At 67.2% G+C, this 25609-nt stretch carries 24 protein-coding genes; 11 read left to right on the top strand and 13 right to left on the bottom strand.

The features are described from left to right. Positions 1–9 precede the first annotated feature (9 nt). The gene (locus ACQ4LY_RS08995; protein ID WP_431070732.1) at positions 10–843 is read right to left on the bottom strand and encodes an SDR family NAD(P)-dependent oxidoreductase; all 834 of its coding nucleotides are present in this window, start codon (positions 841–843) and stop codon (positions 10–12) included. 90 nt (positions 844–933) lie between these two features. Between ACQ4LY_RS08995 and ACQ4LY_RS08990 the strand changes: the two genes are divergently transcribed. From ACQ4LY_RS08990 to ACQ4LY_RS08965, 6 genes are all read left to right on the top strand, one after another. Further along, the gene (locus tag ACQ4LY_RS08990; RefSeq protein ID WP_431070730.1) at positions 934–1542 is read left to right on the top strand and encodes a TetR/AcrR family transcriptional regulator; all 609 of its coding nucleotides are present in this window, start codon (positions 934–936) and stop codon (positions 1540–1542) included. Positions 1543–1776: 234 nt separating this feature from the next. Beyond that, on the top strand, positions 1777–2055 hold the full coding sequence (locus ACQ4LY_RS08985) for a hypothetical protein (protein WP_431070728.1): 279 nt from the start codon (positions 1777–1779) through the stop codon (positions 2053–2055). Positions 2056–2177: 122 nt separating this feature from the next. Continuing rightward, positions 2178–2528: a hypothetical protein gene (locus ACQ4LY_RS08980; RefSeq protein WP_431070726.1), complete on the top strand. Its 351-nt coding sequence runs from the start codon at positions 2178–2180 to the stop codon at positions 2526–2528. A gap of 213 nt (positions 2529–2741) precedes the next feature. Then, on the top strand, positions 2742–4109 hold the full coding sequence (locus ACQ4LY_RS08975) for a D-alanyl-D-alanine carboxypeptidase family protein (protein WP_431070724.1): 1368 nt from the start codon (positions 2742–2744) through the stop codon (positions 4107–4109). 161 nt (positions 4110–4270) lie between these two features. Further along, positions 4271–5899 carry an MFS transporter gene (locus tag ACQ4LY_RS08970; RefSeq protein WP_431070722.1) on the top strand — a complete coding sequence of 543 codons (1629 nt, stop codon included), beginning with the start codon at positions 4271–4273 and terminating at the stop codon, positions 5897–5899. 107 nt (positions 5900–6006) lie between these two features. Next, the gene (locus ACQ4LY_RS08965) at positions 6007–6663 is read left to right on the top strand and encodes a hypothetical protein (RefSeq protein WP_431070720.1); all 657 of its coding nucleotides are present in this window, start codon (positions 6007–6009) and stop codon (positions 6661–6663) included. Between the two features lie 73 nt (positions 6664–6736). Here ACQ4LY_RS08965 and ACQ4LY_RS08960 read toward each other — a convergent pair whose 3' ends face one another. The 8 genes from ACQ4LY_RS08960 to ACQ4LY_RS08925 all read right to left on the bottom strand — a co-directional run bounded on the left by ACQ4LY_RS08960 (position 6737) and on the right by ACQ4LY_RS08925 (position 15383). Beyond that, positions 6737–7177 carry a GNAT family N-acetyltransferase gene (locus ACQ4LY_RS08960; RefSeq protein WP_431070718.1) on the bottom strand — a complete coding sequence of 147 codons (441 nt, stop codon included), beginning with the start codon at positions 7175–7177 and terminating at the stop codon, positions 6737–6739. Positions 7178–7307: 130 nt separating this feature from the next. Further along, positions 7308–7625, bottom strand: coding sequence for a metal-sensitive transcriptional regulator (locus ACQ4LY_RS08955; RefSeq protein WP_431070716.1), 318 nt, complete (start codon positions 7623–7625; stop codon positions 7308–7310). 28 nt (positions 7626–7653) lie between these two features. Continuing rightward, complete coding sequence (locus ACQ4LY_RS08950) at positions 7654–9675, bottom strand: heavy metal translocating P-type ATPase (RefSeq protein WP_431070714.1); 2022 nt, start codon at positions 9673–9675, stop codon at positions 7654–7656. Positions 9676–9913: 238 nt separating this feature from the next. Continuing rightward, positions 9914–10189: a YHS domain-containing protein gene (locus tag ACQ4LY_RS08945; protein WP_431070712.1), complete on the bottom strand. Its 276-nt coding sequence runs from the start codon at positions 10187–10189 to the stop codon at positions 9914–9916. A gap of 34 nt (positions 10190–10223) precedes the next feature. Next, positions 10224–12494, bottom strand: a complete 2271-nt coding sequence (locus tag ACQ4LY_RS08940) for a heavy metal translocating P-type ATPase (protein WP_431070710.1) — start codon at positions 12492–12494, stop codon at positions 10224–10226. Between the two features lie 72 nt (positions 12495–12566). Then, positions 12567–13532, bottom strand: a complete 966-nt coding sequence (locus ACQ4LY_RS08935) for a heavy-metal-associated domain-containing protein (protein ID WP_431070708.1) — start codon at positions 13530–13532, stop codon at positions 12567–12569. Next, complete coding sequence (locus ACQ4LY_RS08930) at positions 13529–13741, bottom strand: heavy-metal-associated domain-containing protein (protein ID WP_431070706.1); 213 nt, start codon at positions 13739–13741, stop codon at positions 13529–13531. Before ACQ4LY_RS08930 ends, ACQ4LY_RS08935 begins: the two co-directional genes overlap by 4 nt. Before the next feature lie 211 nt (positions 13742–13952). Then, a complete protein-coding gene (locus ACQ4LY_RS08925) occupies positions 13953–15383 on the bottom strand; it encodes an MFS transporter (RefSeq protein WP_431070704.1) in 1431 nt (476 codons plus the stop codon). A gap of 461 nt (positions 15384–15844) precedes the next feature. Here ACQ4LY_RS08925 and ACQ4LY_RS08920 point away from each other — a divergent pair, with 461 nt between their 5' ends. Both ACQ4LY_RS08920 and ACQ4LY_RS08915 read left to right on the top strand, forming a co-directional pair. Continuing rightward, positions 15845–16915, top strand: a complete 1071-nt coding sequence (locus ACQ4LY_RS08920; protein ID WP_431070702.1) for an MBL fold metallo-hydrolase — start codon at positions 15845–15847, stop codon at positions 16913–16915. Further along, positions 16905–17135, top strand: a complete 231-nt coding sequence (locus tag ACQ4LY_RS08915; RefSeq protein ID WP_431070700.1) for an alkyl sulfatase C-terminal domain-containing protein — start codon at positions 16905–16907, stop codon at positions 17133–17135. The genes ACQ4LY_RS08920 and ACQ4LY_RS08915 overlap by 11 nt, the downstream gene beginning before the upstream one ends. Before the next feature lie 126 nt (positions 17136–17261). Here ACQ4LY_RS08915 and ACQ4LY_RS08910 read toward each other — a convergent pair whose 3' ends face one another. The 4 genes from ACQ4LY_RS08910 to ACQ4LY_RS08895 all read right to left on the bottom strand — a co-directional run bounded on the left by ACQ4LY_RS08910 (position 17262) and on the right by ACQ4LY_RS08895 (position 21934). Further along, complete coding sequence (locus tag ACQ4LY_RS08910; RefSeq protein WP_431070698.1) at positions 17262–17618, bottom strand: cupin domain-containing protein; 357 nt, start codon at positions 17616–17618, stop codon at positions 17262–17264. A gap of 176 nt (positions 17619–17794) precedes the next feature. Beyond that, positions 17795–18763: an acetylxylan esterase gene (locus tag ACQ4LY_RS08905; protein ID WP_431070696.1), complete on the bottom strand. Its 969-nt coding sequence runs from the start codon at positions 18761–18763 to the stop codon at positions 17795–17797. Between the two features lie 11 nt (positions 18764–18774). After that, entirely contained in the window at positions 18775–20865 is a 2091-nt protein-coding gene (locus ACQ4LY_RS08900) for a glycoside hydrolase family 36 protein (RefSeq protein ID WP_431070694.1), read from the bottom strand. Positions 20866–20875: 10 nt separating this feature from the next. Then, a complete protein-coding gene (locus tag ACQ4LY_RS08895) occupies positions 20876–21934 on the bottom strand; it encodes a LacI family DNA-binding transcriptional regulator (RefSeq protein ID WP_431070692.1) in 1059 nt (352 codons plus the stop codon). A 279-nt stretch (positions 21935–22213) separates the two neighbouring features. On the opposite strand from ACQ4LY_RS08895, the gene ACQ4LY_RS08890 reads away from it, so the two are divergent. From ACQ4LY_RS08890 to ACQ4LY_RS08880, 3 genes are all read left to right on the top strand, one after another. Then, positions 22214–23617, top strand: coding sequence for an ABC transporter substrate-binding protein (locus ACQ4LY_RS08890; RefSeq protein ID WP_431070690.1), 1404 nt, complete (start codon positions 22214–22216; stop codon positions 23615–23617). A 72-nt stretch (positions 23618–23689) separates the two neighbouring features. Then, positions 23690–24640, top strand: coding sequence for a carbohydrate ABC transporter permease (locus ACQ4LY_RS08885; protein ID WP_431070688.1), 951 nt, complete (start codon positions 23690–23692; stop codon positions 24638–24640). Next, complete coding sequence (locus tag ACQ4LY_RS08880) at positions 24640–25578, top strand: carbohydrate ABC transporter permease (protein ID WP_431075652.1); 939 nt, start codon at positions 24640–24642, stop codon at positions 25576–25578. Before ACQ4LY_RS08885 ends, ACQ4LY_RS08880 begins: the two co-directional genes overlap by 1 nt. Positions 25579–25609: the final 31 nt, after the last annotated feature.

Genomic DNA, 25609 nt, shown 5'->3' with positions numbered 1-25609 from the left:
CGCGGGTCGTCACGGGCGCTCCGCTGCGTCCGCGACCTTCTCTGTCTGTCCCAGGCGGACGTCACCGAGGAGGCGGGCGCTCGTCTGCGCGAGCGCACGCCGCGAGAGCAGGCGGGTGCCGAGAGCGAGCAGTTGGTTCCTGACGCCCGAGACGACGCTGGGCTTGCCGTTGGCGCGATCCAGCTCGCGGAAGGCAGTGTCGATCACCTGTTCGGCGGTCTGCTGACGACCGACGGATGCCGCCTCGGTGCCGACCACGTCGAAGAACTCCGTCTTCGTCGACCCCGGGCTCACGGCGAGCACGCGCAGCCCGGTGCCGCGGGCCTCGGCCCAGAGCGCCTCGGTGAAGCTCAGCACGAAGGCCTTGGTCGCGCCGTAGACGGCCATGCCTGGAGTCGGCTGATACGCCGCGGTGCTCGCGACGGTGACGAGTGCGCCACTCCCCTGCAGCAGCTGCGGCAGGAAGGCGCGAGAAAGCTCGACGAGGGTGAGCACGTTCAGCTGGATCTCTCCGGTCATACGCGCGGGGTCGGCGTGATCGAAAGCGACATGCGAGCCGAAGCCGGCGTTGTTCACGAGCGAGGTGACGCGGATGTCCCGCTCGGCGATCTCGCGGTGCAGAGCCGCGGCGGCTCCGGGGATGCCGAGGTCAGCCGGCACGACATCCACCTCGACCCCTGCGGTCGTGCGCAGTTCGGTGGCGAGCTGGTCGAGGCGATCGACGCGTCGGGCGACGAGCACCAGGTTCGAGCCCCGCGCGGCGAAACGTCGAGCGAACTTGACACCGAGCCCCGAGCTCGCTCCGGTGATGAGTGCGGTGCCTCCGCGTAGGTCCAACGTCATGATGTTGCCTCTCGTATGTTGTCAGTGACATCATTGTGCGCGCATCCCTGGGTGTTGTCAATGTCTACATCGAATCGCTACGATGGTCGGGTGCCCGAACAGCGCTATCATCACGGCGATCTCCGCCGCACGCTCCTCGAAGCCGCACGGTCGAGCATCGAGACCGACGGGGTCCAGGCGCTGTCGCTGCGCCAGCTCGCTCGAGATGCCGGCGTGAGCCACGCGGCGCCCGGTCGGCACTTCCGCGACAAGCAGGCCCTGCTCGATGCGCTCGCCGAGGACGGCTTCCACCGCCTGACCGCCGCGCTCGGCGAAATGATCGAGGGCGAGGTGTCGACCGCCGACGAGGCGCGGCGTCGATTCGATGCGCTCGCCGGCGGATACGTGGCCTTCGCGCTCGCTCAGCCGACGCTGCTGACCCTCATGTTCGGACTCAAGCACGCCCCGGATGCCCGTGCAGAACTCATCGAAGCGGGACATTCGTCGATGGAGCTCACGATGCGGGTCGTCGACGCGGCCCAGCGCATCGGAGCGATCGGCCCCGGAGACCCGCAGCGGATCGCGCTCACCGCGTTCGCCACCTTCCACGGGGTGGCGACGCTCGCCTCGGGCGGGCTGCTCGACGGGGTCCCCGCCGAAGACCTCGTCGGCGTCGCGAGCGAGATCTTCTGGCGCGGCCTGCAGCCGACGACCTCCTGAACGGACGACGACCACAGCCGCTCGAAAGCCGTGACGGTAGCTCTCAGTGAGCACTCAGGACTAGCTTCTGAGCGTGCGGAATTCAAGGGCCTAGACCAATATTTCGGACACTCTTAACGTGGTCGAAGATCTGGCGGACGACGAGTAGCCCGTTCGGTCGAGTCGCGTCCCCCACGCGCTCGCAATGCTTCTCTCCCCGACCAGGAACCGGTTCTATGAGAGTGGAGTCCCGCAATGTCCGATCCCCGTTTCGAACTTCGCAGAGTCACCGAGACCGAGTGGCTGATCCTCGACCACAAGTACGCGGCTCACGATGCACGTCAGACGGTCGCATGCATCTACCAGGTCGATGGCGTCGAGGTCGATGTGGTCTGGATGCGGGACCTCCCGCTGGCGAACTGCTACATGGCAGCCGACGATGTCCTCGCCGACCTCCAGCGGTTCTACGCGGTCCCGGATCGCACCACCGCTCCGATCGTGATCCCGCACCTGCCCCCGCTGGCGACGGCGTGACCTCATGAGGTGGTGGGCCAGGAGCCGGATGCGTGTCACCGGCGACCCGCACTGACCAGGATGCTCTGAGGCTGCGCGTCAAGGGGGTTCGACGACTCCGCTCCGCGACCTAGCGTCTGCGCATGGCTATCGAACTGAACCACCCTGCCCTCAGGCACGCTCGCGCGCTGGTCCGCGACGGCAAAGTCGTCCGTGACGAGCGCGACGACTGGTCAGAGGCCGCCCCCAGCGCAGATGACGAGAACAGCTTCATCGAGCAGCACGGATGGACCGAGTTCTCTCATTGGCACCTCGGCATCGACAAAGCCGAGAATCCCGAGACGAAGAAGGCGTACTCCTTCCCGTTCGGCGATCTCCGCTCGGTGCGTCGATCGGGGGTCATCTCGGGTGAGAGCCGTGCAGGGCAGTATGACCATCTTGAGATCCGCGACGAGCTGCGCAAGCTCCTCGAGCTGATCGACGCCGACAGCTGATAGCTCGCCGTCATCTGCCCGCCCTCGCGACGCGGGGCACCGTCGCTGCGCGGTGCGACAGCGGATGCTCCTCCGTGTCGACCTGCAAACCTCTGCGATCGCACTGCCGCACGCGTGTCCCCCGAACGGCCGATACCGGCGACTGCGGACATGCGCGAGGATGGCCTTTTCCGAGGATGTGAGCGCCGGGCGGGGCTCGATGAGGGGCTCTCGATGACGACACCCAGTCAGCCGGTGGACGGGCTGTCCGATTTCGCGGAGCTCATGGCGCACGAGCCGGAGTTCGTCGGCGATGGGATCGACCCTGTGGTGCGCAGAACGCGCAGGCGACGAGGGCTCATCATCACCGCCGTCTGCCTCGTCCTGCTGCTGGCCGTGACCGGAGGCTACATCGGGTGGGCTCTCACGGCGCCGGTGAATCCGCCGGCGGTGACCACCCGCACACCAGAGGTGCCGGTCGGCGCCGCGGTCGCCCTCGCCACACCTCCGGTCGCGGCATCGGCGATCAGCATCGCCGGCGCCGACGCCTATCTGGGTGAGACGGCGAGCGCGACCTGGTCGGCGACGGGCACGGGTGAGCCGTTCCCGATCGCGAGCATCACCAAGCTGATCACCGCCCTCGTCATCCTCGACGCGTCGCCGCTCGCCTCCGCGGATGATCCAGGGCCGACCATCACGTTCAGCAAGGCCGACCACGATCTCTACGACGTGTACTACGTGCAGGGCGCGACCATCGCCCCGATGCCCACCGGCACGTCGATGTCGCTGCACGATGCCCTGGCCGCCATGCTCATCCCTTCGGCGAGCAACTACGCCGAGGCGCTGTCACGGCAGATCTTCGGATCACAGGGCGCGTTCCTCGGCGCGACGCGTGCCTGGCTCGCCTCTCACGGGCTCACAGGAACGACGATCACGGAGCCCACGGGCATCAGCCCGAGCAACACGAGCACGCCCGCCGACCTGCTGGCCATCGCGAAGCTCGCCACCGCGAATCCGGCGATCGCTCAGATCGCCGCGACCCCCTCGGTCTCGATCCCCGGGGCCGGCCAGCTGTACAACACCAACGGCCTCCTCGGCACCGCCGGGATCACGGGGCTGAAGACCGGAAATCTGGGAGAGGGCACGCACAGCCTCCTGTACACGGCGACACTCGACGTGGGCGCGGGAGCTCCGCTCTCGGTCACCGGCGTCGTCCTCGGAGGAGCGTCACGCGAGTCGGTGAACCTCACGGTCGTCGGCGCACTCGAGAGCATCCGCTCCGGCTTCCACCAGGTGCCCGTCGCGACCGCCGGCCAGGAGGTCGGATCGATCTCGACGCCCTGGGGATCCACCGCCACGCTGGTCATCGCCGAGACCGCGTCGATCTTCACCTGGTCGGACACACCGATCGAAGTGTCGATGGACATCGAGACCCCGCCCACGTACCGCGACGGCACGGTCGTGGGAGCCGTCACCTGGACCGCTGGGCCGAACACCGTCACCGCTCCCGTGAAGATCATGGGGAGCATCGAACCGCCCACCGAGTGGTGGCGGCTCACCCACCCGTCCGAGCTCGGCCCGCTGTGGGACGCCTGGGGCTGACGCTGCTCGACCGCGCATCGAACCCCGCCTGCGCCCTTCGGACGAAAGTCGAAACATCGGCCGATCGGCTTCGCCCCGCGTTCTCCGGCTATACGATCTGCATCGAGGCGCCAAGCCCGATGTGATGTGCGGAAGGACAGCCGGATATGTCAGCGGACCCGATGACCTCCTCAGCCGATGCGCCGAAGCCCGGCGCCGGCTCCGCCTGGGCACCGTTGGCCATCCCGGCATTCCGGGTGCTGTGGTTCGCGCAGCTGGGCAGCAACATCGGCACCTGGATGCAGACCGTCGGCGCCCAGTGGTACCTCGTCGACGCCGCGGCGAGCGCGACCATCATCGCCCTCGTGCAGACAGCGAGTCTGGCACCGGCCGTGCTGTTCTCCCTCCCCGCGGGCGTGCTCGCCGACTCCCTCGACCGCCGCAGACTGCTGATCTGGGGTTCGGTGGCGAGCGCCGTGATCGCCGCGGCGCTGACCGTCATCGCCGCCCTGAACGAGCTCACTCCGTGGACGATCCTCGGCTTCACCTTCCTGCTCGGGATCACGTCCACGCTGACGTCCCCGGCCTGGCAGGCGATCCAACCGGAACTCGTGCCCCGCCCGCTCATCGGCGCGTCCTCCGCGCTCGGCGGCGTCACGGTGAACGGTGCCCGCGCCGTCGGCCCTGCGCTTGCTGGCGTGCTGCTGTCGCTGTTCGGTGCCCCCGTGGTCTTCGGCATCAACGCGCTCAGCTTCATCGGAGCAGTCGTCGCCCTCCTGTGGTGGCGACGGCCGCCGCAGAGCGGACTCGACGACAGGGAACCGTTCACGGCCGCGCTGCGCGCAGGCGTCCGGTACATCGCATCCGCGCACCTCGTGCGCCGCATCCTTCTGAGGTCCGCTCTCTTCGCCCTGCCCGCCAGCGCGCTGTGGGCGCTGCTTCCCGTGACCGCCAAGCGGCTCGACCTCACAGCGAGCGGATACGGCTTCCTGCTCGGAGCGCTCGGTGCGGGCGCCGTGGTCGGCATCTTCGTTCTGCCCGTCGCCCGCAAGAGATTCTCGGACAACGCGGTGATCGCCGTGAGCGCTCTGCTGTTCGCGGCCGGCACGCTCGCCGCGGCGTGGCTGCCGTTCGTCCCCCTGCTGCTGCTGCTCGTCCTTGCCGGGGTCGCCTGGATCGGCACGCTCACCGTGCTGAATGCTGCACTCCAGTTGACTCTCCCGCAGTGGGTGCGGTCGCGAGGAGCATCGATCTACATCCTCGTCTTCATGGGAACGATGGCCGTCGGGTCGTTCGGCTGGGGCGCTCTGGCCGGGGCAGTCGGCACGGCGACATCGCTGGCGGTGGCCGCGGCGCTGCTCGTCGTCATCGCAGCCAGTGTGATGTGGCTGCCGCTTCTGCCGGGCACCAGCACCGTCGACCGCACCGTCTCGATGTCGTGGCCCACCCCGACCCTCGTCCTCGACCCCCAGCCGACCGACGGCCCCGTTCTCGTGCAGATCACCTACACCGTGAGGCCTGATGACGTCGACGCGTTCCGTGAATCCATGCGACTCGTGGAGAGTTCCCGCCGGCGGACCGGCGGGTACCGATGGATGCTTCTCCGCAGCGGCGAAGAGCAGGACCAGCTGCTCGAGTCCTTCATGGTCCCCTCCTGGGGAGAGTACCGACGGCAACAGACCCAGAGGTTGACCGGTCGCGACCGTGAGATCCAGGCGACTGCCCGGGCGCACACCGAAGGCGAGCCCCGCGAGAAGCACTACTTTCCAGAGCCGCCGCCGCCCCGCAGGCGATCCCGACCTCAGCGCTGAACAGGGTTCGAGGGGGCGCCGCCGGCATCCGCCTTCGAATGCCGGGGCATCTGGGAATCCCGTGAGAATCGACGGGCCGGTCATGACCGCGCCGATAGCGTCGAAGCATGGATATCGACACCAGACGACCACCGGTTCGCCGTGCACGCATCCTCTCGCCCCTGTTCGGCATGGCCGTCACCGCTGCACTGCTGGCCGGATGCGCCGCCCCCGCGTCACCCACCCCGACGGTCACGCAGACGGTGACGGCATCCGCCGATCCCTCGCCGAGCCCGTCGCCCAGCGCATCCTCCACCCCGCCCGCGGGCGTCAGCGGATCGGGCATCGGAGACGTGGAACTCGGCGCGCCCTACGACGAAGCCGTGACCGCTGCGGGTGCGACTCCGGTTGAAGCCTGCCCGTGGCTCGCGTCCACGGAGGCCGACGGATACATGCTCACCGTTCAGCGCCCCGAGGTCTCGGAACAGGACCCCGCGGTGGTCGACCTCGTGCAGGTCTCCGCCTCGCCCGTCGACCTCGAAGGCAAGCCGGCCGTCGGCCCGCTGACCGCTGAGGGAATCGGTCTCGGTTCCCGTCTCGACCAGGCGCTGGCGGTCTACCCCGACGCGGTCGAAGTCGAGAGCGTCGGCGATCGCCGGTATCTCGCGCTCGAGGCGGAAGCCGGCCCCGGTTCGGTCTTCCTGACCTACACCGCCGGGACCGACATCATCTGGGGAGTGACGGCGACGACCCTCGACGAGCCGCCATACGAATCCTGCGCGTGAGCGCGGCCGCCAGGCCGGACCCTCCGGAGTCGCGGGCGGGCGAAATGATGAGCCGCCCCAGCCTCGAACTCTTTCACGCTCGGGGGCGAGAGTAGCGACTGACCCAGAGGCCGGGAACCGGCTCGGCATCCGACTGGTGCACGAAGCCGAGGGATTCGTACAACGCTCGAGCTGGCGCATTGTCGCGCCCGGTCGCGACGACCGTCTGGGACGCAAGCGGCACGACCTGCCCCACTAACGCGGCGCCCAGGCCTTTCCGGTGATGGGTGGGGTCGATCATGAGGCGGTCGAGGTCGACGACGTCATTCTCGATCACGTATCCCACCGCTCCGGCGATCTGGTGATTCTCGTCGACGCAGACCAGCCACTCCAAGCCAGCCGAGAGCAGGTCGGACGCCGTCTCATGGAGCGGCGGAATGCGGTCGTCACCGATCAGCCGAGCCTCGACAGCGTACGCCTCGTGCTGAAGCTCGAGGAGGCGCGGCGCGTGACTGCGCACTTCATCTGCGGTCAATCTTCGCGTCAGCACATTCCACTGCTCCTCCACCTGACGGAACCGGGACCTCACCCCGTGCGTGCACGGCGGTGGAACCCACGGAGCCACGCCATCCTCAACTATCCGAACGTTCGGACGACCCGATCCTTCAGGAACGAACGAGACGCGTGATGGCGTCAGTAGCTTCTTTGATCTTCGCGTCGGCGCTGGCACTGTCCATACGGGCGGCATCAAGAACGCAGTGCTTGAGGTGGTCGTCGAGAAGTCCGACGGCCACCGCCTGGAGGGCGCTTGTGAGTGCGCTGATCTGGGTGAGGATGTCGATGCAGTACTTTTCCTCGTCGACCATCTTCGTGATTCCGCGTGCCTGGCCCTCGATGCGGCTCATGCGGTTCAGATACTTTGCCTTGTCAGTGATGTAGCCGTGGGAGTGCGCGTGGTCAGCGGTCGTCGTGTCAGTGGCCATGTCCAGATCCTTCATTCTGCGGTCAGCGTCAACGGTTGAGGACTGACCGGGTGCTTGCATCGGGCGTGAGGTCGATGCGTCGCAACAACTGGGCGTTGAGGGCGACGACGACGGTCGACAGAGACATCAGGATAGCGCCGACCGACATCGGCAGGACGAAGCCGACCGGGGCGAGCACGCCGGCGGCAAGCGGAACTGATAGGAGGTTGTAGCCGGCTGCCCACCAGAGGTTCTGTGTCATCTTGCGATAGGCAGCGCGGGACAGTTCGATCACGGAGACCACGGACCTCGGATCCGAGCTCGCAAGGATCACGCCGGCGGAAGCGATGGCGACGTCGGTTCCCGCGCCGATGGCGATGCCGACGTCGGCCTGGGCGAGAGCCGGTGCGTCGTTGACCCCGTCGCCCACCATCGCCACTTTCTTGCCCTCGGCCTGCAGCTCTTTGACTTTGGCCGACTTGTCTTCGGGACGCACGCCGGCGAACACGCGGTCGATGCCGAGCTCCTTGGCGACCGACTCGGCCACGGCGTGGGCGTCGCCGGTGATCATGACGACCTCGATGCCGAGCCGGTGCAGGGCGTCAACGGCCTGCTGCGATTCTGGCCGTACCTCGTCGGCGAGTTTCAGCCCGCCCACGACCTGCCCGTCGACGACGACGTGCAGGATGATTGCGCCTTCATCGCGCCACGCGTCGGCGGCCGCGATCTCGTGCCCGCCGACCTCGTCGAGGAGCTTCGGGCCGCCGACGCGGACCTCCCGGCCGTCGACCGTCGCCGTCACGCCGACAGCGGGCGACGAGGTGAAGCCGGATGCCTTCGCGAGAGCGACACTCTTCTCTTCGGCCGCACGGACGATCGCACGGGCGAGAGGGTGCTCGCTGTCCGCCTCGGCGGATGCGGCGAGCAGTAGCAGGCGTTCGGCGTCGATGTCGCCGGTGGGCTCGATGGCAGTTACGGTCGGCGCCCCCTTGGTGAGGGTTCCGGTCTTGTCGAACAGGATGGCGTCGACCGTGCGCATGCTCTCCAGCGCGAGGCGATCCTTGATGAGGACGCCTCCGCGGGCGGCGCGCTCGGTGGCGATCGACACGACCAACGGGATCGCGAGGCCGAGGGCATGGGGGCAAGCGATGACCAGGACGGTGATGCTTCGCACGACCGCGGCATCCGGGTTGCCGACCACGGTCCAGATCACAGCGGTGAGCGCTGCCGAGAGCAGGGCGAACCAGAACAGCAGCGCGGCGGCGCGATCGGCGATGCGCTGTGCCCGTGAAGACGAGTTCTGCGCCTCGGTGACCAGACGCTGGATGCCGGCGAGGGCGGTGTCGTCACCGACAGCCGTGATCTCGACGCGCAGGCCCGAGTCGGTGGCGACGGTTCCTGCCGTCACGGTGTCGCCTGAGGCGCGAGTGACCGGACGTGATTCGCCCGTCACCATGGATTCGTCCATCGCGGCGGTGCCGTCTGTGATGCGGCCGTCGGCGGGAACGCTTCCGCCAGGGCGGACGACGACGACATCGCCGACGACGAGATCGGCGGGCGAGACCTTCTCGACCGTGTCACCCTCGACGCGCTCAGCTTCGTCCGGCAGCAGAGCGGCGAGCGAGTCGAGTGCGGACGTGGTCTGCGCGAGCGAGCGCATCTCAATCCAATGCCCGAGGAGCATGATCACGATCAGGAGGGCGAGCTCCCACCAGAACTCGAGCTCGTGATGGAGCAGCCCCAGCGTCGCGCCCCACGAGGCGAGGAACGCGACCGTGATGGCGAGTCCGATGAGGAGCATCATCCCGGGCTTGCGCGTCTTGAGCTCGCTGACCGCAGCGGTGAGGAACGGCCAACCGCCCCACACGTACATGACCGTGCCCAGCACCGGTGCGATGAACCGAGCCCACCCGGGCACGTCGTATCCGAAGATCATCGCGAACATGGGCGAAAACGCCACCACGGGTACCGCGATGACGAGATTGATCCAGAACAGACGTCGGAACTGCCCGACATGATCACCATGACCGGCATGACCGGCATGACCGGCATGCTCGGGGGATGCGGACATGTCATCGTGCATGTGCGGCTCAGACACGAGATGTCTTCCCTGAGCTTTCGATCGTGAAGCCCTCAGGGGCTGCCGATCGAGCGGGTCGTCCTGTCGCCAGCGTCGTCAGCAGTGGCATGAGCCGTCCTCTCATCATCACCTGCAGTTGTGACACCCGTTCACGATATACCCCGATGGGGTATATCGTCCAGGTTTGGCGGGGTTCGCAGCACGGAGGGCCGTGAACCCCGTGCGCGCGTCAGGCCATGTTGGCGGCGTACTTGGCGGGGTCGGAGTCGAAGGCCGGCCCGCATCCGGCGCAGCAGAAGTAGTAGCGCTCGCCCTCATGGTCTCGGAAGAGTCCCACGGCTTCGGCGGCCTTCTTGCTGACGGGACTTCCGACCATGACCGGGCAGGTCGTCAAGTCGTCGCTGGAGCCGCCGGCGAGCAGGTTCTCACGTCCGTTTCCTGCCGCGGCAGGGTTGGGTGCGGTGGTGCTGCAACAGCTGGCGGGGGCCTCGGTGTCATTCGTCATGCTGGGTGGTTCCTTTCTTGTTTCTCGGGGTGCGTCACTGCTTGGCGACACTCTTGAACCCGCGCAAGCGCAGGCTGTTGCCGACGACGAAGACGCTGGACAGCGCCATCGCTGCGCCGGCGAGCATGGGGTTGAGCATGCCGAGGGCGGCGACGGGGATCGCCGCGACGTTGTAGGCGAACGCCCAGAACAGGTTGGTCTTGATGGTTCCGAGGGTCTTGCGCGACAACCGGATCGCATCGACCGCACTTCGGAGATCCCCGCGCACCAGGGTGATGTCGGATGCTTCAATCGCCACATCCGCTCCCGTCCCCATCGCCAATCCGAGATCGGCCTGGGCGAGGGCGGGGGCGTCGTTGACGCCGTCCCCGATCATCGCTACCGTCTTTCCTTCGCGCTGCAGGCGGGTGACGACGTCGACCTTGTCCTTGGGGAGGACCTCGGCGATGACCTCCTCGATCCCCACTTCCGCGGCGATCTGGCGGGCCACTGCTTCGTTGTCGCCGGTGAGCAGGATGGGGGTCAAGCCGATCTCTTTGAACCGGGCGATCGCCTCGGCGCTGCTGGGCTTGACGGTGTCGGCCACGACGAGGATGCCGCGGGCCTGCCCGTCCCACCCGACTGCGACGACGGTTTTGCCCTCGCCCTCGGCGCGGGCCTTCGTCGCCGCGAGCTCTCGACTCAACTTCTGTGACCACTCGGCAAGGAGCGAATCACGACCGACGAGGACGGCATGGCCGTCGACGATGCCCTGGACTCCCTTGCCTTCGATGTTCGCGAAGTCCTCCGGCGTGGGCAGCGCGCCGACTTCTTGGGTCGCACCCTTGGCGATCGCCTGCGCGATCGGGTGTTCGGAGGCATCCTCCAGCGCACCCGCCAGTCGCAGCAGCTCCGCACGATCCGTGCGGTCCTCCGTGAAAACGCCGACGAGCGTCATCTTGCCCGTGGTGACGGTACCGGTCTTGTCCAGTACGACGGTGTCGATCTTGCGGGTGGATTCCAGAACCTCCGGACCCTTGATGAGAATCCCCATCTGCGCGCCGCGTCCGGTGCCGACCAGCAGTGCGGTGGGGGTCGCGAGCCCCAGAGCGCAGGGGCACGCGATCACGAGGACGGCGACCGCTGCTGTGAATGCTGCGGTCACCGGAAATCCGGCGCCGAGCCAGCCGCCGAGTGCGACGAAGGCGATCACGATGACGATCGGCACGAACACCCCCGAGATCCGGTCAGCGAGCCGCTGCACCTCCGCCTTCCCGGTCTGTGCGTCTTCGACGAGCTGAGCCATCTGCGCCAGCTGCGTGTCGGAGCCGATCCGGGTCGCGCGGATCATGAGCCGGCCGCCGACGTTCGTCGTGGCCCCCGTCACTGCGTCTCCCTCGGCGACCTCGACCGGCACTGCCTCGCCAGTGAGCATGGACGCGTCGACGGCTGACGTGCCGGAGACGACGACACCATCGGTGGCGATCTTCTCCCCTGGGCGCACGATGAACTCATCACCCACCTGCAGATCTTCGACGGGAATCTTCGTCTCTTTCCCTGCACGCAGCACGGCGACCTCTTTCGCACCGAGCTCGAGGAGCGCGCGCAAGGCCGCGCCGGCCTGCTTCTTGGAGCGCTTCTCGAAGTACCGGCCGGCGAGGATGAACATCGTCACCCCGGCGCCCACCTCGAGGTAGATGTTCGCCGCCCCGTCGGAAGGCGCCAACGCGAACTCGAACGGGTGCGTCATCCCCGGCATCCCCGCGGTGCCGAAGAACAATGCGTACAGCGACCACAGGAACGCGACCGAGGTGCCCATCGAGATCAGAGTGTCCATCGTCGCGGTGCCGCGCTTGAGGTTCGTCCATGCGGCCTTGTGGAACGGCCAGGCGGCCCAGAGGATCACGGGAGCGGCGAGGGCCAGCGAAGCCCACTGCCAGTAGGTGAACTGCAACGCGGGGATCATCGCCATCGCGATCACGGGCACCGTCAGCACGATCGCGCCGATCAGCCTGTTGCGCAGCGACAGCAGTTCCGGATCCGCGCCGTCGGTGTCACCGGCCATCCCCGAGTCCTTCTTGCGGCCCTTCGGGGCAGGCAACGCTGCGGAGTACCCTGTCTTCTCGACCTCGGCAATCAACAGTGCCGGGTCGTAGCCGTCCGGGACCGTGACCTTCGCCTTCTCCGTCGCGTAGTTGACCGTGGCCACGACACCCTCGAGCTTGTTCAGCTTCTTCTCGATCCGCATCGCGCAGGACGCGCACGTCATCCCGCCGATCTCCAACTCGACCCCTGACCCCACGTTCGGGGGTGCCGATGTACTCATGTGCTTTCCTTCTCGTGGCTCTGATGGAGGAGGCTGCAGCTGTCAGCCGCAGCGGAGACGGGACCGGGCTGGTCAGTGCCCGTCGTCGTGCGACCCGCTGTCGGACTCCGTCGCGCCGTCATCGTGGTGCGCGGCCTCGAGGACGAATTCGGCGGTGTGCACCTGGCCGTCGACCTGGAAGTCGAGGTACAGCAGGTAGCGCCCCGCGGTGGGGGCTTCTGCGGCGAAGGCGATCTCCGGTCCGGATGTCTCTCCGGCTTCTGGTTCGTCGCCCTCGGCGTGCACGTGCAGGTAAGCGAGGTCACCCTCGCGGAGCGCGACCAGGTGTCCGAACGCCCCCAGATACGGTTCCAATTCAGTGACGGGGTCACCGTCGCGCGTGACGGTGAGGACGAGATCGCGTGCCGCCCCTGCTTCGAGATCGCCGTCGAGGGAGACCGTGAAGCCATCGACCTCTGCGACCCGAGTAGGTTGCGGCGCCACAGGACTGAAGTCGCCTGCCACCTGGACGGTGCGAGTCAAGGTGAGTGAGGGCGCGTCCGCGCCTGCCGGCGTGAAGTCCGCGAAGACACGGTACGTGCCGGCCTCGGTCCATTCCCACGGCAACGACCACGTACCGGTGGACTCGTCGAGTGTCGGGTGGACGTGGCGGAATTCGCTCCCGTCCGAACGCGCCACGATGAGGTGGAGATCCTTGTCGTGCGCCGTGGCGTATTCAGTGATCGGTGTTCCCGCGGGGTCCTGGATCTGGAAGCTCAGCTCACCGGCCACTCCTACCTCGGCCGGCGCGTCGACCGGCGACAGCACATATCCGTCGATGCTGAGCGAAAGCCCCTTCAGGGCAGTCGCGGCCACGCCTGCCGAATCATCGGTCGCTGTCGCCGGCGCCCCATGGGCGTCGTGATCCTTCATCTCTGCACCTTTCGTCCAATCGCCGACGACGCTCGTCGGCACGATGATCTGCGCGAGGCCGAAGGCCCCGCCGAAGGCCACGACCAGCCCGAGGCCGTAGACGGCGAGTCGTCCGCCGGCGTTCATACCGTCCGCACCGCCGAATATCCTGCTTCCGCTACGGCGGCAAGGATCTGCGCGTCGTCGAGGGAATCCGAGCCGGTCACGACGAGCGTGCCGGTCTGGGCGCTCACCTGGATGTCGTCGACACCGGGCACCTCGGCCACTTCCTCACGGATCGACATCTCGCAGTGCCCACAGGTCATCCCGGTCACCTGAAACTCGTTCGTCGTCATGATCTCTCCTTCTCGATTTGCTACCCCTAGGGGGTATATGTACTAAGCGTATACCCACGCAGGGTATTCCCGACCACTGGCTCTCGCCGTGAAGAAGTCTCTCCAGAGCCGTGCGTCATTCGAACCGCGCGGGTCCCGACCGGACGACCGCGAGCAGGGAGCCCGCCGCCGGATCTGTCGCGCATGGCTGCACGTCAGATCCGGTCGGCGACTAGACGCTGATCGACTCGTCGGTGGCGGCCACAGGCGACCGGGGCTTCGTCATGGTGATGGCAGTGATGATCGCGCCGAGGAGCGCAAGGATCGCCGCGCCGACGAACGCGGCCGAGTAGCCCTGGGTGAGTTCGACCTTCGAGGGGTCGGCGCCGGCGACGCCGTAGACGATCGCCGTGAGCACGGCGAGTCCGAGTGCGGAGCCGATCTGGTAGCTGGTGCTCACGAGACCGGAGGCGACGCCGGTCTCCGCCGGAGGCGCCGCGTTGATGGCTGTGCCGAGCGACGGGACGAAGGCGAGCGACATGCCGAGCGCCGCCAGGAGCGACGCGGGCAGTACATCGACCACGTAGTCGCCGTCCGGACGAACAAAAGCGAGCCATGCCAGACCTCCCGCCAACAGCAGAAGGCCGGTCACGATGAGGGACTTCGCGCCGAATCGCTCCTGAAGACGGGGCGCCAGAGCGATCATCACGAGGACGACCAGGCCGGTCATCGGAAGCAATGCCGCGCCCGCGGCGAAGGCACTCGCGCCGAGAACCTGCTGCAGGTAGAGGTTGAGGAAGAACCACATCGACACCCAGGCGGCGCCGAGCATCAGCTGAGCGCCGTTCGCGGCTCCCAGCAGAGGCGCACGGAGCAGGCCGAGGCGCAGCAGTGGACTGCGGCTACGTGCCTGGATGACGAAGAAGATCGCCAGCAAGGCGACTCCCGCGGCGAGCATGCCGAGAGTCGTCCACGTGAGCCAACCGACCTCTGGAGCGTTGACGACCGCGTACACGACGGCGGCCAGTCCGACGGTGACCGTGACAGCCCCGGCGATATCGATCGAGCCCGTGGCTCCCCGGACGGTGCGAGGGAGGGATGTCGCAGTGAAAGCGAGCACGAACAGCGCGATCGGCACAGTGACGTAGAACACCCACGGCCAGCTCACGTACTCGGTGAGAACTCCGCCGAGGAAGACGCCGGCGGTTCCGCCGATCGGGGCAGCCGCTCCGTAGACGGCGAACGCCTTGGGAAGATCAGAGGTGCCGCCGAACAGCATCATCAGCAACGTCAGTGCGGCAGGAGCGATCATCGCGGAGCCTGCGCCTTGGATCGCACGACCGGCGATCTCGACACCGACGTTGCCGGCAGCCCCCGCCATGATCGAGCCGGCGATCAGAACCAGCCAGCCGAGGACGAAGATCTTGCGCGCCCCGAACGCGTCAGCCAGGCGGCCGCCCAGCAGCAGCAGTCCACCGAACGCGACCACGTAGGCGTTGAACACCCAGGACAGTGATTCCGGGGTGAAGCCGAGCGCGCGCTGAATGTCCGGCAGGGCTACGCCGATGATCGAGGTGTCCATGATGACCACGAACTGTGCGGTGGCTATGAGCACGAGGCCGAGCCATCGCTTCCCTCGCGACATGGATGGGGGTGTGGACATGTTTCGTTCCTCCTAGGATGCTGCGCCGGACTGTCCGGTCGCGGTGTAGCCTATACCTGTAGGGGGTATGAGTACGTCGATGGACATGTCAGAGCGCTGAAGACGTCCCTGCGGGTCACCGACCGCTTATGACCCGTGTTTCGACTTCCGCGGAATCTCGCGGAAGTCGTGCGCTCCCGTGCGCTCGATTGCGGGCGCGCTTCGACAGAGACCCCCAGCTATCGAGCGCATCCGAGCGGTGGACCGGTCTTTCCCGGGTACGCAATCTCGCCGGGCTACCTGTGTCTCAGCCAGCGAATGCCCCCTCCTTGGGCTCGCACCGATTGGGTGAGTATGCCTTGTTCGCTCATCGAGCTATCGGTAGCGGCAGCGCTATCGCGAGCCTCGTCTTGGTTCGGGTGGCCGAACGATGGGTCCCGGCCAGTGCTTCACGTCGGCATCACACAGGGAGACCACACGAAATGTCCTACCGTCCGAAGGAAGCAACCCCGGTCACTGCGTCGATCAACAAGGCAGGCGAGTCGTTCTACCCTCTGCATGATCGGCATGATTTCCACGATGCGCGGCTGAACCTCGTCGCTCCGGTCCCGGACGGAAAGGTGCTCAACGACGACGGTGTCGTCGTCTTCGATCTGGGCGACTTCGCCTACCTGACTGACGATGCACCTCGCCCGGACACGGTCGACGCCAGTCTGTGGCGCACCTCTCAAGTCATCCACGAAGGCGGGCTGTACAAGGTGGTGGACCGGATTTACCAGGTCCGTAACAACGACATCGCCAACCTCACGATCGTCGAGGGCGACGACGTTGTGATCGTGATCGACTGCTCCACCAGCGTCGAAGCTGCCGCACAAGGAATGGCCCTATTCCGGGAGCACGTGGCAGACAAGCCGGTCGCGGCGGTCATCTACACTCACACCCACGTCGATCACTACGGCGGCGTCAAAGGCGTGGTCGACGCAGCCGATGTCGCATCCGGCAAAGTCGCGATCATCGCTCCGGGAACGATCGCATCGTTCGACAAGTTCGCGATCGGTGAGAACGTCATCGCCGGCAACGCGATGTCCCGGCGCGCCCAGTACGCATTCGGGAACCTCCTCGATCGAGAGCCGCACCAGTTCGTCACGCTCGGCGCGGGCATCGGCAACGGCAAGCACGGGATGACGATCTCGTACATCTCCCCGACCGATCCGATCACGGAGACCGGGCAGACCCGCACCATTGCCGGGCTGACCTTCGAGTTCCTCTATGCCCCCGACACTGAGGCTCCGGAAGAGATGCACATCTGGATCCCCGAGCTCAAAAGCCCTCACCTGCGCCGAGAACGCCAACCACTGCCTCCACAACATCCAGACGCTGCGGGGAGCCTGCACACGCGATGCCCGCAACTTCGCCCGCTACCTCGACGAGACTCTCGAGCGGTGGGGCGACCAGGCCGAGGTGCACTACGGGCCCCACTCCTGGCCGGTGTGGGGCAACGAGAATATCGCGCAGTTCCTCGACATCGACCAGACGTGGACCGTGTGGGTTAAGCGCGGCGTGCTCAACGCCCGCCTCGGCGCCTCACCCGACGCGCAGCTGACCGTCTCCGGACCGAAAACTGCACTGGTGGGCGTCGTGCTGAAGCCTGGGACCGGGCACCAGCTCGCCGACGATGGACACGTCCAACTCGACGGCGACGCCGCGGTCCTGAACGAACTGGCAGACGTCATGGACGAGTTCGATCCGAACTTCAACATAGTCACGCCCTGACGGCACGGACACCCATCGCCGAGGACGCCACAGCCTCACACTGACCCCGAGAGCCGCCTGGAGCACCCGCACCACCCCGGCACGGTGTTTGGACCGTACTCGGCCACGCTATCCGAGGCGCACGCCTCAGACTGCGACGTCGACGGGGCGTCGGTCTCCTCGGGTGTTCGGGGTGCTGATCACGAGAAACCGCGTCTCTGCGGCACCCGGGTTGAAGAATCGGTGCGCGAGCCCAGGCGGGACCTCGACTCCCTGCCTGGCCTCGAGGTCGACGTTGCCGTCGGCGGTCTGCATCTGGGCGGTTCCTTCTAGCACGTAGAAGAACTGGGTCGCGGTGTCGTGCACGTGCCACTCTTCGCCGGCGCCGGCCGGTACTCGCTCCTCGATCACCGACAACCCGGGGCTGTCGAGCAGTCGCCACCCGTCGGAGACCTCGCCCCACACGTAGTGATCAGCATTGGTGACATCGACAGGTTCGGGCATTCTTCGATCCTCGCAGACGTATCTACTTTGCAGGCGTTCGCACCCTCGCGATCCCGCTCGAGCACTGCTCAAACGCCAGATACCTACTCAGCCCCATCTCACTTCAACGTCTGGCCCATTGGGCACGATAAGACCACTTATCCGGACTATCGGCGCGAACCCCTGTGGATGCCCAGTCAAGACCAGGTGCGAGCGAGGAAGTCCACTTGCCGCTCCCACTGATCGGCCCCTCCCCCTTCATGTCCGTTGAACGGCCAGACGATGATCTCCTTGTCATCCGCGGCATAGGCGTTGAATGCGGCGAAGACGGTCGATGGCGGACACACCACGTCGTGAAGTGCGACGGAGAACAGGCCGGCACCTCGGGCCCGTGAGGCGAACGAGACTCCATCGACGTATGACAGCGTGCGCGCCACCGTCTCCGCATCACCGCGATGCGCGCGTAGGTAACGGACGATCTCCGCGTAGGGATCGGATTCGGTGAGTCCGACAGCCCGCTCGAAGTGGCAGAGGAACGGCACATCGGCTAGGCACGCGGCGACACCCTCGTGCAGGCCCGCTGCGGCGAGAGCGATCCCTCCGCCCTGGCTGCCCCCCGCTACGACTACTCGGCTCGCGTCGATCTCGGGACGGGCGAGGAGGAAGTCGACGGCGCGCACGGCATCGGTGAACACGCGGCGGTAGTAGTACGTCTCGGGATCGCGGATGCCGCGGGTCATGAAACCGGGAACGGACGGCTCCGAGCCGGCCGGGTCGGGGGTGCCGCTGCCCGAGTCACGGTGCGCACCCTGCCCCCGCGTGTCGACCACCAGTGTCGCGTATCCCGCGTTCACCCAGGCGAGCCACTCATGGGGCAGCCCGCGGCCTCCCCCGTAACCCTGGAATTGCACGATCCCGGGCGCAGGCGCCTCACCCGGAGGCAGCAGAAGCCACGCGCCGACGGGATCGCCGCCGAATCCGCTGAAGCGCACGTCGAAGACGCGCACGTGCGTGAACGGTGACGCCACCAGCGTGACGAGCGGCTCCGAGCCGACGGCGCGCGACTCTCGGAGCGTGTGCTGCCAGAACTCGTCGAAGTCGGCGGGCTCGGCGATCTCGGGGCGGTAGCGCCGCAGCTCGGCCTCGGGCATGTCGAAGAAGGCCATGTCGCTCCTGATCAGTCGTTCTCGACGTCGTTCGTCACCATGGCGAGGATATCGCCGCGGATCCGCAGCACGGCGGCATCCGGGCCGGCAGGCACGGTCACCCGCACGGCATCCGGGTCGTGCATGATCTGCCAGCTCCCCGCACCGTCGAATGCGAGCTCGACCTCGGCGTCGGCGGCGAACTCGAGTGTGGTACCCCCGCCTCGAGACCACACGAAGAGTGCGGCGGAGTCGTCGACGTCGTCGACGATCCGGTGTCCGAGCACGAGCAGCGAGTCGTCCCAGTGCGGCAGGCCCATCGGCCAGAACGGCACGACATCGACGAGACGGTCGCGATGAGCCTTGGCCCAGGTGACCGCATCGACGACTCGGGCGAAGGCATCGGGAGCGAGCTGATCGAGGAATCCGGCCAGGTAGAGGCGTCCGGAGAGACCCGAGACCAGAGTCGTCGCCAGCTCGCCGGCGCTCATGTCGGCGGCCGGATACGCCCAGTTGCCGGACTGCTCGGGCAGCACGGTCGCGGGTGCGGAGGCGGCGATCGCGGCATACCGTAGCGCGTTTTGCTGATCGCTCGTCGACTGCAGGTGGGTGACGGCGAGCAGGTGGTAGTCGCTGCGCATCGCCCCCGACGCGCAGTTCTCGAGCAGAAGCTGCGGATGCCTGCGCTGCAGACCCTCGAGCCATTCGCGCAGCGCCCGTGTGTGAGCGAGCAGACCGATGCCGGGGGCGAGACCGCCGGCATCGGTACCCGACCCCGGCTCGATGTTGTAGTCGAGCTTCAGGAAGCCGATCCCGTGTTCGTCGACCAGCCTGTCGACGACGGCGTCGAGATGCGCGCGAGCTGCGGGATGCCGCAGGTCGAGGTGCTTGCGGCGCTGCTCCACCACCGGCGCACCGTGTCTCTGGAAGAACGCGTCGGCCGGCAGCCTGTCGGACATCGGGGAATCCAGGCCGACGGCCTCGGGTTCCAGCCAGATGCCCGGCGTCATCCCCGCGTCGCGGATCGCCGCGATCACATGGGCGAGTCCTCCCGTGAAGCGCGTCGGCGCATCCTGCCACTCGCCGATCTCACCCCAGTAGTCGCAACTGTCGGTGAACCAGCCCGCGTCGATGCAGAAGTACTCGGCGCCGGCGCGCGACGCCGCCTCGATCAGAGGCAGCAGCGCTTCGGTCGACGGCTGCCCCATGAGCGTGTTCATGTAGTCGTTGTAGACGATCGGCAGAGTGCTCTCGACGTCGCGCGGCGGCCGCAGAGCGCGGCGGAGGCGAGTGAGCGCCGCGAACGCTCCGTCACACCCGTCGCCCACGGCGAGTCCGGCGGCGACCGTCGTGAATGCCTCGCCGGGACGCAGGACCACCTCGGCCTGATGCTCTCTCTCGGTCGGGCCGCCGGCACTCAGAACGACTCCGCCATCGCCCCGCGAGAGTGACCATTGCCACCCCGCCGATGACTCGATCTGCCAGGCCAGACCGCTCTGCGCCGTGGACAGCACCCCGACCGGCAGCTTGCTCCCGGTCGACCAGCCGCCCGAGCTCGACTGCCCGTATCCCGTGCGATCGGGCTGCACCACCTTCGCGAAGCCGAGTTCAGGAAGCAGCGAGGCGACCGAGTCTTCGCTCCAGCGCCCCTCGCCCAACCACTCGCTGCGTCCGCTGGCGAGCCGAAGCTCGCCGGGTTCGGCGGCCGTGCGCACGCTCAGCGTCGGCAATGCGAACAGCACGATGTCGGCCACGCCGCTGTTGATCGCCTCGTGCACCACGCGCAAGCCGCCACCGACGAGGCTGAGAGTCGTCACGACCCGCAATCCGGTCGTCTCGTCTCGCTGAGAGACCTCGAGGCACCCGTCGGATTCGCTCGCCGACTCGACGCGCAGCCGCGCCCCGACGGTGGTGCCGACGTACCCCAGCGTCATGCGGTCGTGTCGCTCGTGCGCCGTGAGCACCTCGACGAGCGGATGGGGTCGCACGACACTGGCCCCGCCGTCCACCCGGAACGCATCGAAGGTCGCGGGGCCGCCGTCGGCAAGCGTGACGGTGATCGAGACCCCGTCACGCTCGAGCTCGTACTGGCGCGGTGCGGTGAGAGCAGTCAACGTGTGCATCCTGGGATCGTCAGGCGGGTCGGGTGTGCTGCAGATCGTCGCCGTGCGCGGCGTCCGCGGCATCACCGACGGTCGATGCCCGCACGATAAGCTCGGGGTCGACGATGTGCTGGCGTGAGGCGAACTCGCGCACGGGCTCGCCCAGCTCTGAGAGGAGCAGGTCGTACGCCGTCTCGCCGATCGCCTCTCCGGGGGTGCTGATGGTCGACAGGGGGATGGCCGCGACCGAGGCGATCTCGTCGCCGTCGAAGCCGATCACCGCCACGTCGCGCGGCACCTCGATGCCGAACGACGTCAGCCCGCGGACCACGCCGAGACCCACCATGTCGTTCACGGCGAACACTCCGTCGGGCAGCTGATCGTGCTGCGAGGCCATCTCGACGCCCGCTGCGAAACCGGCGTTCATACTGCGGTCGTCGGCGCGGAGCACCGAGAGGCTCGCGCCCGGCACCTCCCGCACGGCCCGACCGGCGCCGTCGAAGCGTTCGCTGACCTGCTTGACCCCGAACGGCCCGCCCACGAAGGCCAAGCGCCGACGCCCGATGTCGAGCAGGTGCTTCGCCGCGAGGTAGCCGCCCGTCGCGTCGGCCGCCGACACGGATGCCTGATCGTCGGTGGTCGCCCGGCGCCCCGTCACGACACTGGGGGTCCCGCGGCGACGCATTTCGGCCAGGCGCGGTTCGAGTTCATCGAGGGTGGCGATGATGATTCCCGAGACGCGCTTGCGCTCGAACAGCTCGAGGTACTCCAGCTGACGCGCAGTGGAGCCTGCCGAATTGCCGATCATCACCGTGCGGCCGGTCTCGGCGGCCCGCCTTTCGATCGCATCGGCGATGACGCCGGAGAACGGGTTCGTGAACTCGAATGCGACGTAGCCGATCGTGCGGGTGTCTCCCGAACTGATCTTGCGCGCCGCATCGCTGGGCACGAAGCCGAGTTCATCGATCGCCCTGGCGATCCGCTCCCGCGTCGTCGGGGAGAGGATCTCGGGGCGATTGAGGTAGTTCGACACCGTCGATCTCGACACCTCGGCCGCCTCCGCGACATCGGTGATGGCCACTCGCTTCATCGCTCGGGTCCCTTTCGTTCATGCCTGATCGAGCGTACGCGCCGGGTGGATTGGAGTGATCCATTTTTGACAACCCGTGTCGCGCTCTTATCGGGATGAGCATAATTATGCGTCTATTCGGAGGCCGGACGCAAACGCAGTGGCCACAGGATTGACCCTTGTTGAACCGATCCAATTCAGGTACGTTCGCTATCGCACCGGCATATCCCGGAGCCCTGCACCCGAAGATCCGCGACTCTGACGACGCGGAACGACGTCTTTTACAAAGGAGTAAGAAACATGGCACGACACCCGCGCCGCGTTGCTGTCGGTCTCATCGCCTCGATGGCCGCCTCGGCACTCGTCCTCACCGCCTGCGGCGGAACGCCCACCGACGACTCCGGCGACGCCGGCGACTCGGGAGAGGTCACGCTCACGGTCGGCGGCAAGCCCCAGGCCACGGACGAAGCGGCTCTCGCCCTCTGGGACGAGAAGATCGCTCAGTTCGAAGAGGAGAACCCCGACATCACCATCGAGGGCAGCGAGGTCGTCTACGACCCGCAGACCTTCGCCGCGCAGCTCGCCGGCGGCACCCTGCCCGTCGTGATGGGCATCCCCGTCACCGAGATCCAGTCTCTGATCAACCGCGAACAGCTCAAAGACATCAGCTCGTACTTCGAGTCGGAGGACGTGCTGAAGAATCTCAACGAATCGGTCACCGCCAACGTGCAGGGCACGGACGGCGCCTACTACGGCATCCCCGTCTCGGCGTTCACCCTCGCCGTGCTCGTCAACCGCGATGTGTTCGAACAGGCGGGCCTCGACCCCGACGAGACTCTCGAGACCTGGGACGACATCGCCGCGGCCGCGGCGACGATCACCGAGAGGACGGATGCTGCCGGCCTCGGCCAGCTCACCACGACCAACCAGGGTGGATGGACCCTCACCGCGCTCAGCGCCGCGTTCGGCGGACTCGTCGAAGAGACGGAGGGCGGCGAGACGACCGCGAACCTCGACAACGAGGCCACAGTGGCCGCTCTCGAATACCTGTCGGATCTGCGCTGGAACGAGGACGTGCTGGGTAGCAACTTCCTGCTCGACTTCGATGCGGCCGGTCCCGCCTTCGCGTCCGGCCAGTACGGCATGATGGTCGGCGCCTCCGAGTGGTACAACCCCCTCGTGCGCAACTTCGGGATGGCTCCGGAGTCGTACGGACTCTTCCCCCTGCCTCAGGAGGCGGGCGGCCTCGGTTCGCTGGGCGGAGGGTCAGTCTCGATCATCCGCGCCGATGCCACCGACGCCGAGACCGCAGCCGGCGTGAAGTGGACGAACTTCTACTACCTCGACCGCTTCTCCGATCTCGAGTTCGCGGCGGAGGAGGCCGAGGGCATGGCCGCAGACGGAGGCACCGTTCCGCGCGTCGGCCTGCCGCTCGTCGCGCCCGAGGCCTACACCGCCTACCTCGACGCGATCGAGCCCAGCATCAATGTCCCGCTGCAGAACCTCGAGACCTACTACACCGCCACCGAGTCGCCCGACTTCTCGGTCGTGACCGAGCCGCCGGTCGAGGCGCAGCAGATCTACGGCCTGCTCGACACCGTGCTCCAGGCCGTGTTCACGGATGAGAACGCCGACATCGAGGCTCTCCTCGCCCAGGCGCAGAGCCAGGCCGAGACCATCGTCGCCGACGCCCAGGCCGAGTGAGATGCGGGCAGGGGCGCCTCCGCGCCCCTGCCCGCATCCGCCTTCCCACACCGAACCGATTGAGGAGTCCGTATGACGTCGGTCACGTCCCCGCCGCTCGTGCCACCCGTGGCAGCCGGAGAGGAGGTCATTCCGCCCGCGCCGCACCGTCGGCGCCCCCTCCTGAGACGAGGCGGGATCAGCACGGCGCTCATCCTGCTCCCGGCCGTCGTCCTGTTCGCCCTCTTCTCGTGGTGGCCGATCCTCCGCGGACTCGTGATCGCGTTCCAGAAGACCAACCTGATCACCACCAGCTGGATCGGCATCGAGAACTTCCAGCGCGTTCTCGCCGACCCGCTGCTCGGGCAGGCGCTCGCCAACACCGCGCTCTACGCGGGGCTCGCGCTGCTGATCGGCTTCCCCGTACCGATCTTCTTCGCCGTGATGCTCGCCGAGATGCGGCGGTCGCGCCGCATCTCGAGCTTCCTCGTCTTCCTGCCCACCGTGATCCCGCCGGTCGTCTCGATCCTGCTCTGGCAGGTCTTCTACGATCCGAGCACGCGCGGTCTCTTCAACTCGATCCTCGGCGCGGTGGGCATCGACCCGCTCCCCTGGCTGCAGTCTCCCTCGACCGCGATGCTGTCGATCGTCCTCGTCGCGACCTGGGGCGCCTTCGGCTCGACCACGATCATCTACCTCGCGACCGTGCTCTCGATCGACACCCAGTTGTACGAAGCGGCCGAGATCGACGGCGCCGGCATCTTCCGCCGCATCTGGCACATCACACTCCCCCAGATGCGCGGCACCATCCTGCTCCTGCTGCTCCTGCAGCTGATCGGCACCTTCCAGGTGTTCACCGAGCCGTTCCTGCTCACCGGCGGCGGACCGAACAACAGCACCGTGACGCTTCTCATGCTCATCTACCGCTACGCGTTCATCTACGGCAACTTCGGCCAGGCAGCCGCGCTGAGCCTCATGCTCGCCGCCGCGCTCAGCGTCTTCGCCGCGATCTATCTGTGGCTCTCTCGGAAATGGAGCAAGTGATGGCCCTCACTGGATCGACCCGCACGCTGACAGCTGTGACCGGCTCATCGCGTCGACGCAGCTCGGCGAACCGCTCACTCGAGCGCTCCAACATCTCGGATTCCGATCTCTCCAAGGCCAGCACCCGGTTCACCTTCCGCGTCGTCATCGGCGTGGTCGTCGCACTGCTCGTGGTGGTCTCTGCGGGCCCCCTCCTCTGGCTCGCCAAGTCCGCCGTATCGACCACGCAGGACATCCTCCGCGACCCGTTCGCCCTGTGGCCCTCCGGCATCCAGTGGCAGAACCTCGCCGATGCGTGGAACCAGATCCAGATCGGCCGTTTCACCGCGAATTCCCTCATCATCACGAGCGGCGAGGTCGTGGTAGCGGTGTTCTCCGCCGTGACCCTCGGCTACGTGCTCGCGGTGCTCCGGCCGAAGTACGGGCCCGTTCTCAACGCAGCGATCATGGCGACGCTGTTCATCCCCGGTGTCATCTCGCTCATCCCGCTGTACCTCACCGTGATCGACCTCGGGCTGCTCGACAGCTACGCAGCGCTGTGGCTGACGAACGGGGTGAGCGCGTTCAACGTGCTCATCATGAAGCAGTACTTCCAGACGATCCCCCGCGAGCTCTTCGAAGCGGCGAGGGTCGATGGAGCGGGCCCGCTCCGCATCCTGTGGTCGATCGTGCTGCCGATGGCGCGTCCGATCATCGGCGTCGTCGCCCTTCTGGCGTTCGTCGCGTCGTGGAAGGACTTCCTCTGGCCGCTCCTCGCCCTCCCCTCGCCCGACAAGCAGCCGTTGTCGGTGGGACTCGCGACGGTCGCGCCACAGGCAGACCTCGCCGTGCTCATGGCCGGCATGTTCATCGCCGTCCTGATCCCGATCGCTGTGTTCGCGATCTTCCAGAAGCAGTTCCTCACGGGTGCCGGATCCGCCGGCGCCCTCAAGGGCTGACCACACCGCTCATCCGCACCGCTGATCGAAG

Source organism: Microbacterium phyllosphaerae, from assembly GCF_050628115.1.
In the GTDB taxonomy this organism is placed as follows: domain Bacteria; phylum Actinomycetota; class Actinomycetes; order Actinomycetales; family Microbacteriaceae; genus Microbacterium; species Microbacterium phyllosphaerae_A.
The sequence above is the reverse complement of the archived record's forward strand: the minus strand, read 5'-3'. Positions and strand labels throughout refer to the sequence as shown.

Bases quoted from the DNA above. Each gene is read 5' to 3' on its own strand.
- ACQ4LY_RS08880 (WP_431075652.1), top strand. From the start codon at position 24,640: ATGGCCCTCACTGGATCGACCCGCACGCTGACAGCTGTGACCGGCTCA.
- ACQ4LY_RS08930 (WP_431070706.1), bottom strand. From the start codon at position 13,741: ATGACGACGAACGAGTTTCAGGTGACCGGGATGACCTGTGGGCACTGC.
- ACQ4LY_RS08985 (WP_431070728.1), top strand. From the start codon at position 1,777: ATGTCCGATCCCCGTTTCGAACTTCGCAGAGTCACCGAGACCGAGTGG.
- ACQ4LY_RS08975 (WP_431070724.1), top strand. From the start codon at position 2,742: ATGACGACACCCAGTCAGCCGGTGGACGGGCTGTCCGATTTCGCGGAG.
- ACQ4LY_RS08940 (WP_431070710.1), bottom strand. From the start codon at position 12,494: ATGAGTACATCGGCACCCCCGAACGTGGGGTCAGGGGTCGAGTTGGAG.
- ACQ4LY_RS08920 (WP_431070702.1), top strand. From the start codon at position 15,845: ATGTCCTACCGTCCGAAGGAAGCAACCCCGGTCACTGCGTCGATCAAC.
- ACQ4LY_RS08895 (WP_431070692.1), bottom strand. From the start codon at position 21,934: ATGAAGCGAGTGGCCATCACCGATGTCGCGGAGGCGGCCGAGGTGTCG.
- ACQ4LY_RS08965 (WP_431070720.1), top strand. From the start codon at position 6,007: ATGGATATCGACACCAGACGACCACCGGTTCGCCGTGCACGCATCCTC.
- ACQ4LY_RS08955 (WP_431070716.1), bottom strand. From the start codon at position 7,625: ATGGCCACTGACACGACGACCGCTGACCACGCGCACTCCCACGGCTAC.
- ACQ4LY_RS08910 (WP_431070698.1), bottom strand. From the start codon at position 17,618: ATGCCCGAACCTGTCGATGTCACCAATGCTGATCACTACGTGTGGGGC.
- ACQ4LY_RS08905 (WP_431070696.1), bottom strand. From the start codon at position 18,763: ATGGCCTTCTTCGACATGCCCGAGGCCGAGCTGCGGCGCTACCGCCCC.
- ACQ4LY_RS08945 (WP_431070712.1), bottom strand. From the start codon at position 10,189: ATGACGAATGACACCGAGGCCCCCGCCAGCTGTTGCAGCACCACCGCA.
- ACQ4LY_RS08970 (WP_431070722.1), top strand. From the start codon at position 4,271: ATGACCTCCTCAGCCGATGCGCCGAAGCCCGGCGCCGGCTCCGCCTGG.
- ACQ4LY_RS08900 (WP_431070694.1), bottom strand. From the start codon at position 20,865: ATGCACACGTTGACTGCTCTCACCGCACCGCGCCAGTACGAGCTCGAG.
- ACQ4LY_RS08890 (WP_431070690.1), top strand. From the start codon at position 22,214: ATGGCACGACACCCGCGCCGCGTTGCTGTCGGTCTCATCGCCTCGATG.
- ACQ4LY_RS08925 (WP_431070704.1), bottom strand. From the start codon at position 15,383: ATGTCCACACCCCCATCCATGTCGCGAGGGAAGCGATGGCTCGGCCTC.
- ACQ4LY_RS08935 (WP_431070708.1), bottom strand. From the start codon at position 13,532: ATGAACGCCGGCGGACGACTCGCCGTCTACGGCCTCGGGCTGGTCGTG.
- ACQ4LY_RS08980 (WP_431070726.1), top strand. From the start codon at position 2,178: ATGGCTATCGAACTGAACCACCCTGCCCTCAGGCACGCTCGCGCGCTG.
- ACQ4LY_RS08950 (WP_431070714.1), bottom strand. From the start codon at position 9,675: ATGTCCGCATCCCCCGAGCATGCCGGTCATGCCGGTCATGCCGGTCAT.
- ACQ4LY_RS08885 (WP_431070688.1), top strand. From the start codon at position 23,690: ATGACGTCGGTCACGTCCCCGCCGCTCGTGCCACCCGTGGCAGCCGGA.
- ACQ4LY_RS08995 (WP_431070732.1), bottom strand. From the start codon at position 843: ATGACGTTGGACCTACGCGGAGGCACCGCACTCATCACCGGAGCGAGC.